Source organism: Luteibacter yeojuensis (genome assembly GCF_000964085.1).
Lineage (GTDB): Bacteria > Pseudomonadota > Gammaproteobacteria > Xanthomonadales > Rhodanobacteraceae > Luteibacter > Luteibacter yeojuensis_A.
Map to the genome: position 1 here is coordinate 206,549 of NZ_JZRB01000014.1, position 13,742 is coordinate 220,290.

Here is a 13,742-nt window from a genome sequence, read left to right on the forward strand (position 1 = left end):
CCAGGAAGCTATCCATGTCCGTTGTGCCAAAGCGTCACGTTGCCATTTCCGTTGTTCGACTCCTGGTATTGCTGTGCGCTCTCCTTCCCGTGCTCGCCTTCGCTGCTGAAGGCGGCCCGAAAGACACCCTTCCGTACGAAGATGGTCTGCAGGTCTTATATACGTCACTTACCGGCCCGGTACCGTTTGCAATCTCCCTTGTAGGCATCGTCGCTTGTGGCGCAATGCTCATCTTTGGTGGAGAGATATCCGGCTTCATGCGGACGCTTGTGTTCATCGTCCTCGTGGTGGCTGTCATCGTTCAGGCGGCAAGCGTCGTTACCTTGCTTGGCGGTACGAACAAGTTCTCAAGCGTACTTGAGGTTCAAAACGACTCCCCGCAGGTCGCGTGATGAGCCTGCGAACGATTCCAATCCGCCGTGCGGGCAACCGAACCAATCTCGTCCTCGGTGGGGATCGCGAACTGGTGATGATGTCTGGCCTCCTTGCGGGTGCTCTCATTTTTTCTGCGCAGGAGGTTAAAGCAGCAGTATTCGGGACCTGCATGTGGTTCGGCGGGTTGTATGTGCTTCGACTCATGGCTAAGTCCGACGCGAAGATGCGTTTCGTCTACCTACGCCAGCGTCGATACAAGAAGTACTACGCCCCACGCTCAACGCCCTTCCGCGAAAACGGCCAACTAGAAGAGAAGCAGTACCGATGATGGCCTGGATCATGGCGGGGATGGCGACGCTTGTCGCCATCCTCGTTACCCTGTTGTTCCTCAAGATCCGCCGTCTCGACGCGGAGCCCAAGCTCAACTTCCGCAGGCCCCATGGGCAGGCGGTGGCTGACTTGCTCAACTACGCCGCCGTCGTCGACGATGGCGTGGTGGTGTGCAAGAACGGCGCCTTCATGGCGGCGTGGGTGTTCGAGGGCGACGACGCGGCGAGCAGTACCGACGAGCAGCGTGAAAACGCCTCCGCCCGTGTGAACCAGGCGCTCGCGCGCCTGGGCAACGGCTGGATGGTGCACGTGGATGCCGTGCGGCGTCCGGCGAGCGAGTACGCGGATGCCGGCCGTTCGCACTTTGGCGATCCCGTCTCGCGGGCCATCGATGAAGAGCGGCGGCGGCTGTTCCAGAGCCTGGGCGCGACGTACGAGGGCTACCTCGTCATCACGCTCACCTGGTTCCCGCCGCAGATCGCGCAGCGCAAGTTCGTGGAACTGATGTTCGACGACGATACCGAGGTGGCTGGCAAGACCGAGCGCACCACGGCGCTCATCGGCGACTTCCAGCGGGAATGCCGTGCCTTCGAGGGGCGCCTTTCCTCCGTGTTCCGCATGACCCGCCTGCGTGGCCAGCGTGTGATCACGGAAGAAGGGCGCAGGCAGACCCATGACGACCTGCTGCGCTGGCTGCAGTTCTGCGTCACGGGCCTGGACCACCCCATCGTGCTGCCGGATAACCCGGTGTACATCGATGCGCTGGTGGGTGGCCAGGAGATATGGGCGGGTATCGCACCGCGCATTGGCCGGCGCTTCGTGCAGGTGGTGGCGATCGAGGGTTTCCCGCTGGAGTCGTACCCGGGGATCCTGGCCTCGCTGGCCGAGCTGCCGAGTGAGTATCGCTGGAGCAACCGCTTCATCTTCATGGATCCCCATGAAGCCCTGCGGGAGATGGAAAAGTTCCGCAAGAAGTGGCGGCAGAAGGTGCGTGGCTTCTTCGACCAGATCTTCCAGACCAACACCGGGTCGGTGAACTACGACGCCCTGTCGATGATGCAGGACGCGGAAGCGGCCATCGCGGAGATCAACAGTGGCCTCGTGGCGCAGGGCTACTACACCAGCGTGGTCGTCGTCTCGGATGACGACCGCGCCCGGCTGGATCGTTCGGTACGCCAGATCGAAAAGGCGATCAATGCGCGCGGGTTCGCCGCGCGCATCGAGACGGTCAACACGATGGACGCGCTGCTGGGCAGCTTCCCCGGGCACGGCGTGGAGAACGTGCGGCGGCCGCAGATGAACACGCTGAACCTGGCCGACCTGCTGCCCAGCTCCACGATCTGGACGGGGCAGCCGGAAGCACCGTGCCCGATGTACCCGCCGCATTCCCCGCCGCTGATGCAGTGCGTGACCCAGGGTGCAACCCCGTTCCGGTTGAACCTGCACGTGAACGACCTGGGGCACACCTTCATCTTTGGCCCCACGGGTGCGGGCAAGTCGACCCACCTGGGTTTGCTGGCGGCGCAGATGCGGCGTTACCCGGGCATGTCGCTGTACTGCTTCGACAAGGGCCGGTCGCTTTATCCCCTGGTGAAGGCGTGTGGCGGCCTGCATTTCGATGTCGGTGGTGACGACGACACGCTGGCCTTCTGCCCCCTGCAGTTCCTGGAGGGCAAGTCGGACCGGGCATGGGCACTGGAGTGGATCGATGCCATGCTCGCCCTTAACGGCGTGCAGACCACCCCGGCACAGCGCAATGAGATCGCCAACGCCATTCTCTCGATGCATGCATCGGGGGCGACGACGTTGTCGGAGTTCGTGCTGATGATCCAGGACGAGCCGATCCGCGAGGCGCTGAAGGTGTACACCGCGGACGGCGCCATGGGCCACCTGCTCGATGCCAACGTCGATGGCCTGCGGCTATCCGACTTCGCGGTGTTCGAGATCGAGGACCTGCTGAACCTTGGTGACCGCTTTGTGCTGCCGGTGCTGTTGTACCTGTTCCGGCGCATCGAGACCTCGCTGAAGGGCCAGCCGGCCGCGATCATCCTGGACGAGGCGTGGCTGATGCTGGGCCACCCTGTGTTCCGGGCCAAGATCCGCGAGTGGCTGAAGGTGCTGCGCAAGGCCAACTGCCTTGTGGTCATGGCCACGCAGAGCCTTTCGGACGCGGCGAACAGCGGCATCCTCGACGTGATCGTGGAATCCACGGCCACGAAGATCTTCCTGCCCAACCCGTTCGCCCGGGACGACGACGCGGCGGCCCTTTACCGGCGCATGGGGCTGAACACGCGGCAGATCGAGATACTGGCCACAGCGGTGCAGAAGCGCCACTACTACTACGTCTCGGACAAGGGCCGCCGCCTCTACGACCTGGCCCTCGGGCCGCTCGCGCTCGCCTTCATCGGCAGCACCGACAAGGAATCGATCGGAACCATCCGCACGCTCGAGCAGCGCCACGGCGAGGGCTGGGTGCATGAGTGGCTGCAGGTGAAAGGCCTGCGGCTGGCGGATTACGGAGTCACAGCATGATGAAAAAGAAAAAGCGCGCCGGCGCCCCGCTGGCGCCCGCATCCGGGCTGGGCCACCCCTACCTCAATGCCCGGCGCACCTGGAACTCGCACGTCGGCACGCTGGTCGCGTCGCGCACGCTCTGGCAGGCCATGGCACTGACCAGCCTGCTGGTGGCGCTCGCGGCCGTGGGCGGCGTGGTGTACATCGGCAGCCAGTCGAAGTTCGTTCCCTATGTGGTGGAAGTGAACAAGCTGGGTGAGGCCATGGCCGTGGCGCCGGCGTCGCAGGCGGCCAAGCTCGACCAGCGCGTCGTCCGTGCTTCCGTGGCGGAGTTCATTACCAATGCCCGCATCGTCTCGCCTGACATCGCGATGCAGCGTCGCGCCATCTTCAAGCTGTATGCGCTGATGCAGTCCAATAGCGCCGCCACGCGGAAGATGACGGCCTACCTCAATGGAAACCCCGAAACCAATCCGTTCAAGCGCGCCGAGAAGATGACCGCGAACGTGGAGATCGTCTCCGCGATCCCGCAGACAGCCGCCACCTGGCAGGTCGACTGGGTCGAGACCTTGCGCACCCGCAAGGGCGAGACGCTCGGCAAGCCCTATCGCATGCGCGCCCTGCTTAACGTCGACGCCCGCGGCCTGCCGCCCGACACCGACGAAGAGCAGCTGCGCCTCAACCCCCTCGGCATCTACATCACCGACTACTCCTGGTCGAAGCAGTTCTAAGCACCATGACCCCCATCAAAACTATCCCCGCACTCGCGTTCGCGCTGGCACTCCCCGGCCTCGCCTTCGCACAAACCGATACCGACCTTGCCAACCAGTACTTCTCGGGCACCCAGAACCCGACGCTCACCAAACAGGAGAAAGCTGGCCTCGACATCTCGCGCCAGTGGATCGCCAGCACCTCGGATTCCGTGAAGCCGGTTCCCGGCCCGGACGGCACCATCCGCTTCCTCTTCGGCCAGTCCCAGCCGAGCATCGTCTGCGCCGTGATGCAGGTGTGTGACGTGGAGTTGCAGCCCGGCGAGCAGGTCAGCTCCGTGAACCTCGGTGACGCCGTGCGCTGGCTGGTCGAGCCGGCGCTTTCCGGCGCCGGCGAACAGGCCATCCAGCATCTTGTGATCAAGCCGCTCGACGTTGGCCTCGAGACCTCGCTCATGGTCACGACCGACCGTCGCACGTACCACCTTCGCCTGCGTTCCCACCGGACGGAGTACATGCCCCGCGTGGCCTTCTCGTATCCCGACTCGGTGGATGCGAAGTGGGCCGCGGTAAAGAAGAAGACCGCCGTGGAGCACGCCCGCAAGCCCGAGGCCGCGCGCTCCAATGAATACCTCGGCAACCTCGATTTTGCTTACCGCGTTCGCGGGAACGCGCCGTTCAAACCCTCGCGTGTCTACAACGACGGCACCAAGACCATCATTGAGATGCCCGACACCTTCCACCAGGGCGAGGCGCCTACGCTGCTCGTGATCCGCGAAAGTGGCAGCGTGTTCAAGAAGGATGACGAGGTGATGGTGAACTACCGGCTGCAGGATGGGCGGTACGTTGTCGACACGCTGTTCGAGAAAGCCGTACTGGTCGCGGGCGTGGGTGTTGGCCAGCGCAAGGTGACCATCGAGAGGAAGCGATGAGCGTGAGGTGGCTTGCGCTTGCCACGACGCTGGGGGTGGCCGCCTGCTCGCCGGTGAAGCAGCCGGCACGCTCCGTGGCTGATGGCGACCCGCTGCGGACGGCCGTGGTCACCGACATCGTCGAGACCATGATCGCCATGTATGCGCCCGGCGTCACGCCGCTAGCGCCGGCACGCGCCATGGGTGGGCCATTTGAGACGGCCCTTCTCGGAGCATTGCGCGGTCGCGGCTACGACGTGCTGATCACGCCTGGTCGCGGTGCGGCCTTCGACTGTCATGTCGACGTGCTGGAAGGCCCCGTGTACCGCGTCGTCGTTAGCGTAGGCGATAGCCGTCTTTCCCGCCTATGGGTGGTGAAGGGTGGCGAGGCCTACGCGGGTGGCGCCTGGGCATACAGGGAGTAGCGGGCATGGCTAAAGTCAACGAGCGCGACGACGACCTCGCCGCGGTGAACGCGACAGACAGCGCCCCACCTGCCGCTGGCGATGCCCCCATTGGTGTGCGTCGTGTCAACAACATGCCTCTGCTTATCGTCGGGGCAGTCATAGTTGTTTTTGTCGTCCTGGTGGCGATGGTGGCCGCACAACGTGGCGCGGCCGGCGAAGAAAAGCTCGCACCACCGTCCCTCGGCGAGAGCAACCAGGCACTGGACCAGATGCTGGCCCAGGGCGCCCTGGCCGGCATCATCGAGGATCCGGACAGCAACAAGGCGCCCTCCTTTGCCGTTGCAAGGGCCGACGACCTCGATGCGCCGCCGGTACCCGAAGGCACGGTTCCTGCGAACGACGCGAGCCAAAGCGAGCGCATGAAGCTCTTTGAGACGGCGATGAAGGCCAAGACGGCGCTCGGGCAGACTACGGTCGTAGCGCCGCGCGCAGGGGAAGAAGCGGAAGAAGCGAAAGCCTCAGGCGCGCCCGACGCAACGGTGCCGGACATGCGCATACCCGTGCACGCCGACGGCGACTACGGCCAGTTCGCACGAAAGAAGACGAAGCGTGGCGCCGAAGATCGCTGGGCCCTCGACATGGAACTGGAGAACCCGCGTAGCCGGTATGAGCTAAGGGCGGGGTCGATCATTCCCGCGACGATGATCTCGGGCATCAACTCGGAACTGCCCGGCCAGATCATCGGCCAGGTCAGCCAGGATGTTTTCGACACGCCCACGGGAAAGTTTCGGCTCATCCCGCAGGGCGCGCGCCTGATAGGTCGCTATAGCAACCGGATCGTCGATGGCCAATCGCGCGTCCTTGTGGCCTGGCAACGCATCGTCTTCCCCGACGGTAAAGCCCTCGACATTGGATCGATGGAGGGTGTCGACAGTGCTGGCTATGCGGGCTTCAACGATCAGGTTGACCGCCACTATTGGCGGATCTTCGGCTCAGCCATCCTCATGTCGGGTATCGCGACAGGCCTGACATCGTCCGCTGTCAATCCGTCGAACGATCCTTTCGGCTCTTCGAGCCTCGCGCAGTTCAACTCGCAACTGGCCAACCAGATCGGCGAGGTGTCGACCAAGATGATCGAGAAGAACATGAACGTGGCACCGACGCTCATGATCCGCCCGGGATACCGGTTCAACGTGATGGCGGTAAAGGATTTGCCGTTCGATCACCCTTACCAGCCTTTCGATTACTGATCCCATGGCGACGCGGGCAGGCGTCGCCACCATTGCACCAACCAGAAAGGAGTCATCCACAGTGAAGCGAGTTTCCAGGACTGCCATGGCGTTTGCCCTTGCCGCGGCCGTCGCATCGCCCGCCTACGCGGGCATCCCTGTGTTCGATGCAATGAACTTTGCATCGAACGTCGTCCAGAACATCCAGCTGGCAAAGATCCATTACCAGCTGAAGGACCAAGGCCAGGGCACGGTCATCTACAACACAAACAACATCGATAATTCAACCAAGAAAATCGATCACTCGACGTCCATATCCGCCAAGTACGACCAGAGGAACTACGAGATCAACCAGAACTTCAAGTGGGTGATCAAGCTTGGAGAGGGTGGTGAAGAGATCATTCCGATTCCTCGCGATGTCGAAAACAAGCTGATCGCCATGTTCGGTGGCAGCGACGAGGCGGCTTACGATTCTTATGCGAAGAAGTTCCAGGACGCGGACCACTATATGAGCCCAGGCTTCTCGGGCAACCTTGGCGAGGCACCGAGCGAGTCGTCGCGTGCGCGCAAGGCCGCGAACGACCTGCTGGTGCGCTCGATCCATGCCGAGCAGGTAGCCCTGCAGGAAGAGGTCGAAGGCTTCGCGGCCCTCCAGGAGCTCGGAAAGACGGTAGAGGGGCAGGCCCAACAAATGCAGCTTGCTAACGCCCTGGCAGGATCCCAGATCAACCAGCTCGCAAAGATGCGCAATGCCATGCTTGTGTCCGATGCCCAGCGCGTCGCCGAGTCGCAGGCCGCCGCGGATCGCGAGGCCAGGGCTATCGCCGTTGGCCAGCGCATGCGGATGGGACTGGATAAAAAGGTCGCGGTGGGCCTCGTCCCGGCCGTCGCTGCCCCCTGACGAGATGGCGGCGGGGGCAGCCGTCGCCATGCTGAGCACGAACCCTACCTACGAACCGATATGCAACGACTCCCTAGACCATGCGTGGCCATCGCCATTGGCCTCGCGTGCTTTCTCACCGCGGGTGAAGCCCTCGCGCAACAGGCCGAGCCCGACTTCCGGACGATGGTCTCGTACATCCTGGAGCGCCTCGCCGGGTATCACTTCGTCGGCGATATGCTCGAGGCCGCCAAGAACCTTTTCTGGTCCCTTGCGGCGATCAGCCTGGTCTGGACGATGGCAGTGCATCTCGTGCGCCAGGACATCGGCGACATGATGATGGAGCTGATCAGGTTCATGGTGGTCACCGGATTCTTCTACTGGATGCTGATCAACGTCACCGAGTGGAATGAGGGTGGCCACGGGTTCGTGCAGCTCATCATCGAGTCGTTCATGGAAATGCCCCAGGGTGTTCCAAACGACTCGCTCAATGTCACGAACGCGAATTCGCTCCTGGCCAAGGGGTTCACGGTTTTCTTTGCCACGGTAGACGACGTGGCGGGAGGCGAGGTGCCCGACCAGTTGCTGGGTGTATCGCTGGCGACCATTGTTCTTATCCTGCTCGCTTGCCTCGCGGCACAGTTCCTCCTGCTCATCGTGATGGCGTGGGTTCTCGCCTTCGCGGGGGTCTTCCTGCTGGGGTTCGGCGGCTCACGCTGGACATCGCAGGTCGCCATCAATTACTACAAGCACGTTTTCGCGGTCGGTGCCGCACTCGTTTCACTGACCGCCATCGGGACCATTGGTGACCGCCTCCTGGGCGAACTCGGGCCGAGTAGCCAGGCGGGTATACGCAGCGTGGGGCAATACGGTTACCTCGGCCTCATGATCGGTGTTTCCGTGCTTATGCTGGTGCTTGGCGTTCGCGTGCCGCAGTTGGTCTATGCGCTTGTGACGCAGTCGCCGGTTGGCCTCTTCGTCGGTACGGCCGCCGCTGCGGGTACCGCCATTGCGTCTGGTGGCAACGCCATCGCGGCTAGCCTTCATCGTCCGCCGCAGGGCGGCGGCCCCGCAGATGCAGCCGGTGCGGTGATGTCCGCGGTTTCCCGTGGCGCGCCTGGTGGCGATGCCTTTCATGTCGGCTCGGGCACGGATCCGTTCGGCGTACCACGTCGCGCGGATCCTCTTCGCCACGGCACCGCCTTCGGGCGTGCAACGACGACAGCCACCCCGGTGGGCACGGACGAAGGCGGCCGGGCGGAGGGCTGGCGGGATATGTCGCGTGGCAGCGAGTTGGATGCCGCGAAGGGTGCTGGCGCCCGCCCGCCCGACTATTCCGCTGAGTTGGACCAGGCCGTTGCGTCGCGCGCGCAGCGCTACGAAGGTAAGCAGGGAGCTACAAGGCCCTCGATGGGTGGCGGCGATGCGGTGGACGTGCACCACGAACGTGAACTACCGCATGCAGCCGCAGCCGCCGGGGCGGCGACTGGCAATTCGGACGGAACGTTGGGTGGTCGACCGATGGCACACGCGCCGTACGCCGGGCATGGTCCGTCGACGATGGGCGGACCCATCGACCCGCACATGGAGAGCGCGGACCTTACGTCGACCTTGCAACCCGAGCATGCCGCCCGTCGAGCATCGACAGTGGCGGACGTTGCTTCGGTGCCAACATCTATCGACCCAGTGGCCACTGACATCAGGCATGAGTCGGTCCGGGATGATGCCGTTAGTGGGGCAACGCACGTCGATGCACAGCCCCGTGTGGGCGCGGGGGTATCCAGCGCTACGCCCGGCGTGCCGCTACCTGCAATAGCGGAAGGTGCGCCGACGGCCGTGGAGATCAGCCACGCCATGCCCACGACAGGTGCTGAAGCGCATGCCCCGTCGCCGTTCCTGCGTAAACCTGGGCACGCGTCGCCCATCGAGCCCGCGCTCACTTCGCACGCACCCGCCATGGTCACCGACACCAGAGCGACGACGCACGAAATGATCGGGTCGGGAGCCCTCACAGGCAATACGGCGCCTCAAAGCATCGCTACGGCAACGCATCCGGAGGCCGCGAACATCTCAACTGTCGAGACGGGCACAAGCCCGCCGCGCTCCGTTGCGGGGAGCGCGTCCACGGGCCACGAGAGCCATGAGGAAGCCTCGCACGGCCCGGGCGTCCATGGCGCGGTTCCAGTGGATTCTGCGCATACCCGTTCGCACGCAGGGCACGCGCCAGAGGCTGAGGCAAGCATCGCAGCAACGAGCACGGTTACATCGGCAGCACATTCCCATGGAGCCATCCCGCCGGGTACGACTCCCACGATAACCACGACGGATACACCCATCCAGCCAGCCGACGCGTCTGTAACAGCTGCAGCGGCCGCACATGGACGGCCACATACCAAGGGCGATCCAGAAAAGAACGATCTCGCGACCAGCATGGCGGAGCCCGTGCTCGGCACGGCTTCGCCGTCCGCTGCAACGGGCGAAGCCGTGCACGATGCACCGCCCGTCAGTGACCCAGCGACGCAAGCCGACGAAGATGCCGTGAAACCGCGCCGGAAACGCCGTCACCGTCGAGGCGCAGCGAGTGCCACGGAATCCCTGGCGCCCGAGGCCGCGGCCATCCAGCCAGTACCCGTCGAGGCGCCGCCGGAAGACGACGGGCACACCAACGAGGGTGGCCCTGCCTGATGGACATGCTCCCCGACATCCCGCCAGCAAAGCAGGAGATGGTTTCCTGCGCACTCGGGGCCGCCCTGGCTTACGAGATCCCGGCCAATATCCTTCTTGGCGTCGCCGAGAAGGAAGCGGGCAAGCCAGGGCAGTGGGTGCGCAACGACAACGGGACGTATGACGTCGGCCCGTTGCAGTTCAACACGGCCTACCTGCGCGATCTCGCCAGGTTCGGTATTTCCGCACGCCACGTGGCGGCGCCCGGCTGCTTTGCCTACCGGCTCGCCGCGTGGCGCCTCCGGGGCCACATCCTGCGCGACCGCGGCGATATCTGGACGCGCGCAGCGAACTATCACTCGCGAACACCCCACTTGAACGCCCGCTACCGCGCGGACCTGATCCGTCGCGCGGCCCGCTGGACCACGTGGCTGGACAGCCACTTCCCCACCCACGACGCCGTTGTGGGTGCGACACCTTAGGAACGAGGAAACCATGGCACGAACGAACCAAACCCATCGACGCTTGCTTGGCTATGCGGCAGCCGTCGTCGCTGCCTCCACGGCACCCGCCGCGTGGGCGGGCTGTAGCAGGGTCAACCTGGCCACGTACCAGATTGGCCAGACGAGCTACGTCGACGTCAGCGCTGACGATGAACCGGGCAAGCTACTGCGCACGGGCCAGGCAAATGGCGAAGGCAAGCTGTTGCTCACCTGCGACGCAGGCCCCGTCATGTTCCGTGGCCGGTGGGAGAACGATAGCCAGGACAGGCAGATTCCCCTCACTGTGGGCGGCCTCGACGCCGGCGTGGGCATTCGCCTGAATATGCAGGAAGACGGCCGCGGCGAAGATCGCCCGTTTCCCCATGAGTTCACGCGCGGCATGGCGGCGGGCGAGGAGGTCCGAAGCGATGCCGACACTGTCCGCTACGAAATCTATCGCACGGCTGGCCCCGTGCGGTTCGGCAAGATCGACATCGGCCGCATCGCCCAGTCCACCGTCGATCAAAAGGGCGGCGGCCTCGTGGTGTTCCGGTCGATGGATATCTTCAATCTCATCCTGCGGCGCCCTACGTGCAGCATCGTGCCGGACGATCTTAACCAGACCGTCGTGCTGCCCGAGTACAACCTCAGCAATTTCGCAACACCAGAGCGAGCCACCCCGTGGGTGCCATTCGCCATGCGTGTAGGTGCCTGCAGCGATCCTCTTGGCCTCATTGCCACGTTCCGCTTCGGCCTCGAGGGTGATGCCGAGCCTGGCCACCCCGAATGGTTCACCTTGAAGGGGCCGGTCAACGTGGCCCTGGAACTCGGTACCAAGGACAAGCGGACGATGGCACCGGGCAGGGAGGTATCGATGAACGCACTCGGTACCGGCGAGCGCTACGATTTCAATGTCCGCCTTCGTGAGACGCGCCCGACCGTCCAGGGCGGCACGTTCCAGCGCCCCGTCCGTGTCGAAGTGGAGTACCTCTAACCCACGCCGCGCTATCATCGGGGGCCCGTAGCACCCAAGAACGTGGCACCCCATGCGCAATCCCCTCCAGGAACAGCTCCTCAAGGCCGGCCTCGTCAAGAAAGACAAGGTGGCCAAGGTCGTGCGCGAGCAGGCGAAGCAGCGCCAGGGCAAGGCGCCTGCCGCGCCGGCCGAGGAGAAAATCGATACCCGCCAGCTGCAGGCCGAGCGGGCCGAGCGCGACCGCGCGCTCGCCGCGGAGCGCAACGCCGGGGCGAAGGCGAAGGAAATCCGTGCGCAGGTGCGCCAGATCGTCGAGGCCATGAAGGTGAAGCGCGACGGCGACGTGGCGTACCGGTTCAACGATGGCGAGCGCATCACCAGTATCCTGGTGAGCGATGCGCAGCGCGCCCAGCTTGCCGCGGGCACGTTGGCCATCGCCCGCCATGGCGAGGGGTTTGAACTCATCCCGCGGCTGGCGGCGGACAAGATCCACGCGCGCGCGCCCGATCTCATCGCCCTCGACCATGGCCGCAAGGAAGGCGACCCGCCGCCGGCCGACGACGAGGACGACGATTTCTACAAGCAGTTCGTCGTCCCCGACGACCTCATGTGGTGATACCCGCGCCATGACGATCCTGGTCACCGGCAGCGCGGGGCACCTCGGCGAGGCCCTGGTGCGGCGCCTGCGCGCCGATGGCCGCGACGTGCGCGGCATCGACATCAAGCCCTCGCCGTTCACCGACCACGTCGGCTCCATCAGCGACGAAGCCTTCGTGCGCGAGGCGATGCAGGGCGCCACGGGTGTCATCCACAGCGCCACGCTGCACAAGCCGCACGTGGCGACGCACAGCAAGCGGCAGTTCGTGGATACCAACGTGGCGGGCACCGTGGCACTGCTCGAGGCCGCGGTGGCCCAGCGGGTCAGGGCGTTCGTGTTCACCAGCACCACCAGCGCGTTCGGTGCGGCGCTGTCGCCCGCACCGGGCCAGCCCGCGGCATGGATCGACGAACACGTGGTGCCGGTGCCGAAGAACATCTACGGCGCCACCAAGATCGCCGCCGAGGGCATGTGCGAGCTGGTGGCGCGCAAGGATGGCCTGCCCGTGCTGGTGCTGCGCACGTCGCGGTTCTTCCCCGAGGACGACGACAACGCCGGCGTCAGGGCCGAGTACGGCACCGCCAACATGCAGGCGAACGAGCTGCTCTATCGCCGCGCGGACATCGACGACATCGTCGAGGCCCACCTGTGCGCCTTGGCGAAGGCCCCGGCGCTAGGCTTCGGCCGTTACATCGTGTCGGCACCGCCACCATTCACGCGTGCCGACGTGGCGGCGCTGCGCACCGACGCCCCGGCCGTGGTCCGCAGGCTGTTCCCCGACGTGGATACCCTCTACGCGGCCCGCGGCTGGAAACTCCTGCCCTCGCTCGATCGGGTCTACGACAGCCACCGGGCGGTCCGCGACCTGGGCTGGCAACCGAAGCGCGATTTCGCCCACGTGCTCGATTGCCTCCGCCGCGGGGAAGAATTCCGCAGCCCCATGGCACTGGCGATCGGCAAGAAGGGGTACCACGACGAGGTGTTCGCCGACGGCCCGTACCCGGTCACGCCTTGAGGGCAGCAGCCATCTTCCGCTCGTGGCGCAGCAGCCAGTCCTTCCGCCACAGCCCGCCGCCGTAGCCCGTGAGTGAGCCGTCCGCCCCGATCACCCGGTGGCAGGGGATGACGATGGCCAGCTGGTTGGCGCCGTTGGCCCGGGCCACGGCGCGGACCGCGGTGTGGCGGCCTGCCTGGGCGGCGATTTCGGCGTAGCTGCGCGTCGTTCCCGGCACGATGGTAACCAGTTCGTCCCACACGGCCTTGGTGAACACCGAGCCGTGGAAGGCCAGCGGGGTCTCGAACACGGCGCGGCGCCCGGCGAAATACTCGCCCAGCTCTGCCTCGATCCGGTCGATGACGGGCGTGCGGCCGAAGGTGATGGCCGAGCGGGTGGCTTCGCGCAACTTTTTCAGTTCGTTGGGCAGGGCCGCGCGGTCGAAGAACTCGAGGAGATGCAGGGCGTGGTCGTCGGCTACGGCCAGCATTTCGCCGATGGGCGAGGCGAGCCAGGCGGCCTTGAGCAGCTGGCGGTCGCGCAGGTGGGCGGGGCTGTCGCCCAGCAGGCGCACCACGGCCTCGCGCGCGAGCAGGGCGCGGTAAAGGGTGTCGTGGTCGGGCAGGTCAAAAAGCATGGGGGCTAGGTTACCCCGGCCCCCATGCCCATGCC

13 protein-coding genes and 1 pseudogene are annotated in these 13,742 nt (G+C 65.1%); 13 read left to right on the top strand and 1 reads right to left on the bottom strand.

What is annotated here, in order from left to right; genetic code table 11:
- Positions 1-14 precede the first annotated feature (14 nt).
- The 13 genes and pseudogenes from VI08_RS07485 (at position 15) to VI08_RS07545 (ending at position 13,091) form a co-directional block, all read left to right on the top strand.
- Entirely contained in the window at positions 15-392 is a 378-nt protein-coding gene (locus tag VI08_RS07485; protein ID WP_045828910.1) for a TrbC/VirB2 family protein, read from the top strand.
- Entirely contained in the window at positions 392-703 is a 312-nt protein-coding gene (locus tag VI08_RS07490) for a conjugal transfer protein TrbD (RefSeq protein WP_045828911.1), read from the top strand. Before VI08_RS07485 ends, VI08_RS07490 begins: the two co-directional genes overlap by 1 nt.
- Positions 700-3,237 (top strand): VirB4 family type IV secretion/conjugal transfer ATPase, encoded by a 2,538-nt coding sequence (locus VI08_RS07495; protein WP_045828912.1) that lies wholly within the window; start codon positions 700-702, stop codon positions 3,235-3,237. The genes VI08_RS07490 and VI08_RS07495 overlap by 4 nt, the downstream gene beginning before the upstream one ends.
- Positions 3,234-3,950: a VirB8/TrbF family protein gene (locus tag VI08_RS07500; RefSeq protein ID WP_045828913.1), complete on the top strand. Its 717-nt coding sequence runs from the start codon at positions 3,234-3,236 to the stop codon at positions 3,948-3,950. Before VI08_RS07495 ends, VI08_RS07500 begins: the two co-directional genes overlap by 4 nt.
- 5 nt (positions 3,951-3,955) lie before the next feature.
- Positions 3,956-4,861, top strand: a complete 906-nt coding sequence (gene trbG, locus VI08_RS07505) for a P-type conjugative transfer protein TrbG (RefSeq protein WP_198148871.1) — start codon at positions 3,956-3,958, stop codon at positions 4,859-4,861.
- A 2-nt stretch (positions 4,862-4,863) separates the two neighbouring features.
- Entirely contained in the window at positions 4,864-5,265 is a 402-nt protein-coding gene (locus VI08_RS07510) for a hypothetical protein (RefSeq protein WP_198148872.1), read from the top strand.
- Positions 5,266-5,270: 5 nt separating this feature from the next.
- Positions 5,271-6,497, top strand: a complete 1,227-nt coding sequence (locus VI08_RS07515; RefSeq protein WP_232309489.1) for a TrbI/VirB10 family protein — start codon at positions 5,271-5,273, stop codon at positions 6,495-6,497.
- A gap of 85 nt (positions 6,498-6,582) precedes the next feature.
- Positions 6,583-7,377: a hypothetical protein gene (locus tag VI08_RS07520; RefSeq protein ID WP_045828915.1), complete on the top strand. Its 795-nt coding sequence runs from the start codon at positions 6,583-6,585 to the stop codon at positions 7,375-7,377.
- A gap of 84 nt (positions 7,378-7,461) precedes the next feature.
- Positions 7,462-10,041 (top strand): P-type conjugative transfer protein TrbL, encoded by a 2,580-nt coding sequence (gene trbL, locus VI08_RS07525; protein WP_045828916.1) that lies wholly within the window; start codon positions 7,462-7,464, stop codon positions 10,039-10,041.
- Positions 10,042-10,046: 5 nt separating this feature from the next.
- Positions 10,047-10,499, top strand: a pseudogene (locus tag VI08_RS07530) (conjugal transfer protein TrbN); the annotation flags it as partial.
- Between the two features lie 16 nt (positions 10,500-10,515).
- A complete protein-coding gene (locus VI08_RS07535; protein WP_157006448.1) occupies positions 10,516-11,496 on the top strand; it encodes a fimbrial protein in 981 nt (326 codons plus the stop codon).
- Between the two features lie 52 nt (positions 11,497-11,548).
- Complete coding sequence (locus tag VI08_RS07540) at positions 11,549-12,094, top strand: DUF2058 domain-containing protein (RefSeq protein ID WP_045828918.1); 546 nt, start codon at positions 11,549-11,551, stop codon at positions 12,092-12,094.
- 10 nt (positions 12,095-12,104) lie between these two features.
- Complete coding sequence (locus VI08_RS07545) at positions 12,105-13,091, top strand: NAD-dependent epimerase/dehydratase family protein (protein ID WP_045828919.1); 987 nt, start codon at positions 12,105-12,107, stop codon at positions 13,089-13,091.
- Here the strand turns inward: VI08_RS07545 and VI08_RS07550 are convergent.
- Complete coding sequence (locus VI08_RS07550) at positions 13,081-13,707, bottom strand: methylated-DNA--[protein]-cysteine S-methyltransferase (protein ID WP_052697758.1); 627 nt, start codon at positions 13,705-13,707, stop codon at positions 13,081-13,083. The genes VI08_RS07545 and VI08_RS07550 overlap by 11 nt on opposite strands.
- Between the last annotated feature and the right edge of the window lie 35 nt (positions 13,708-13,742).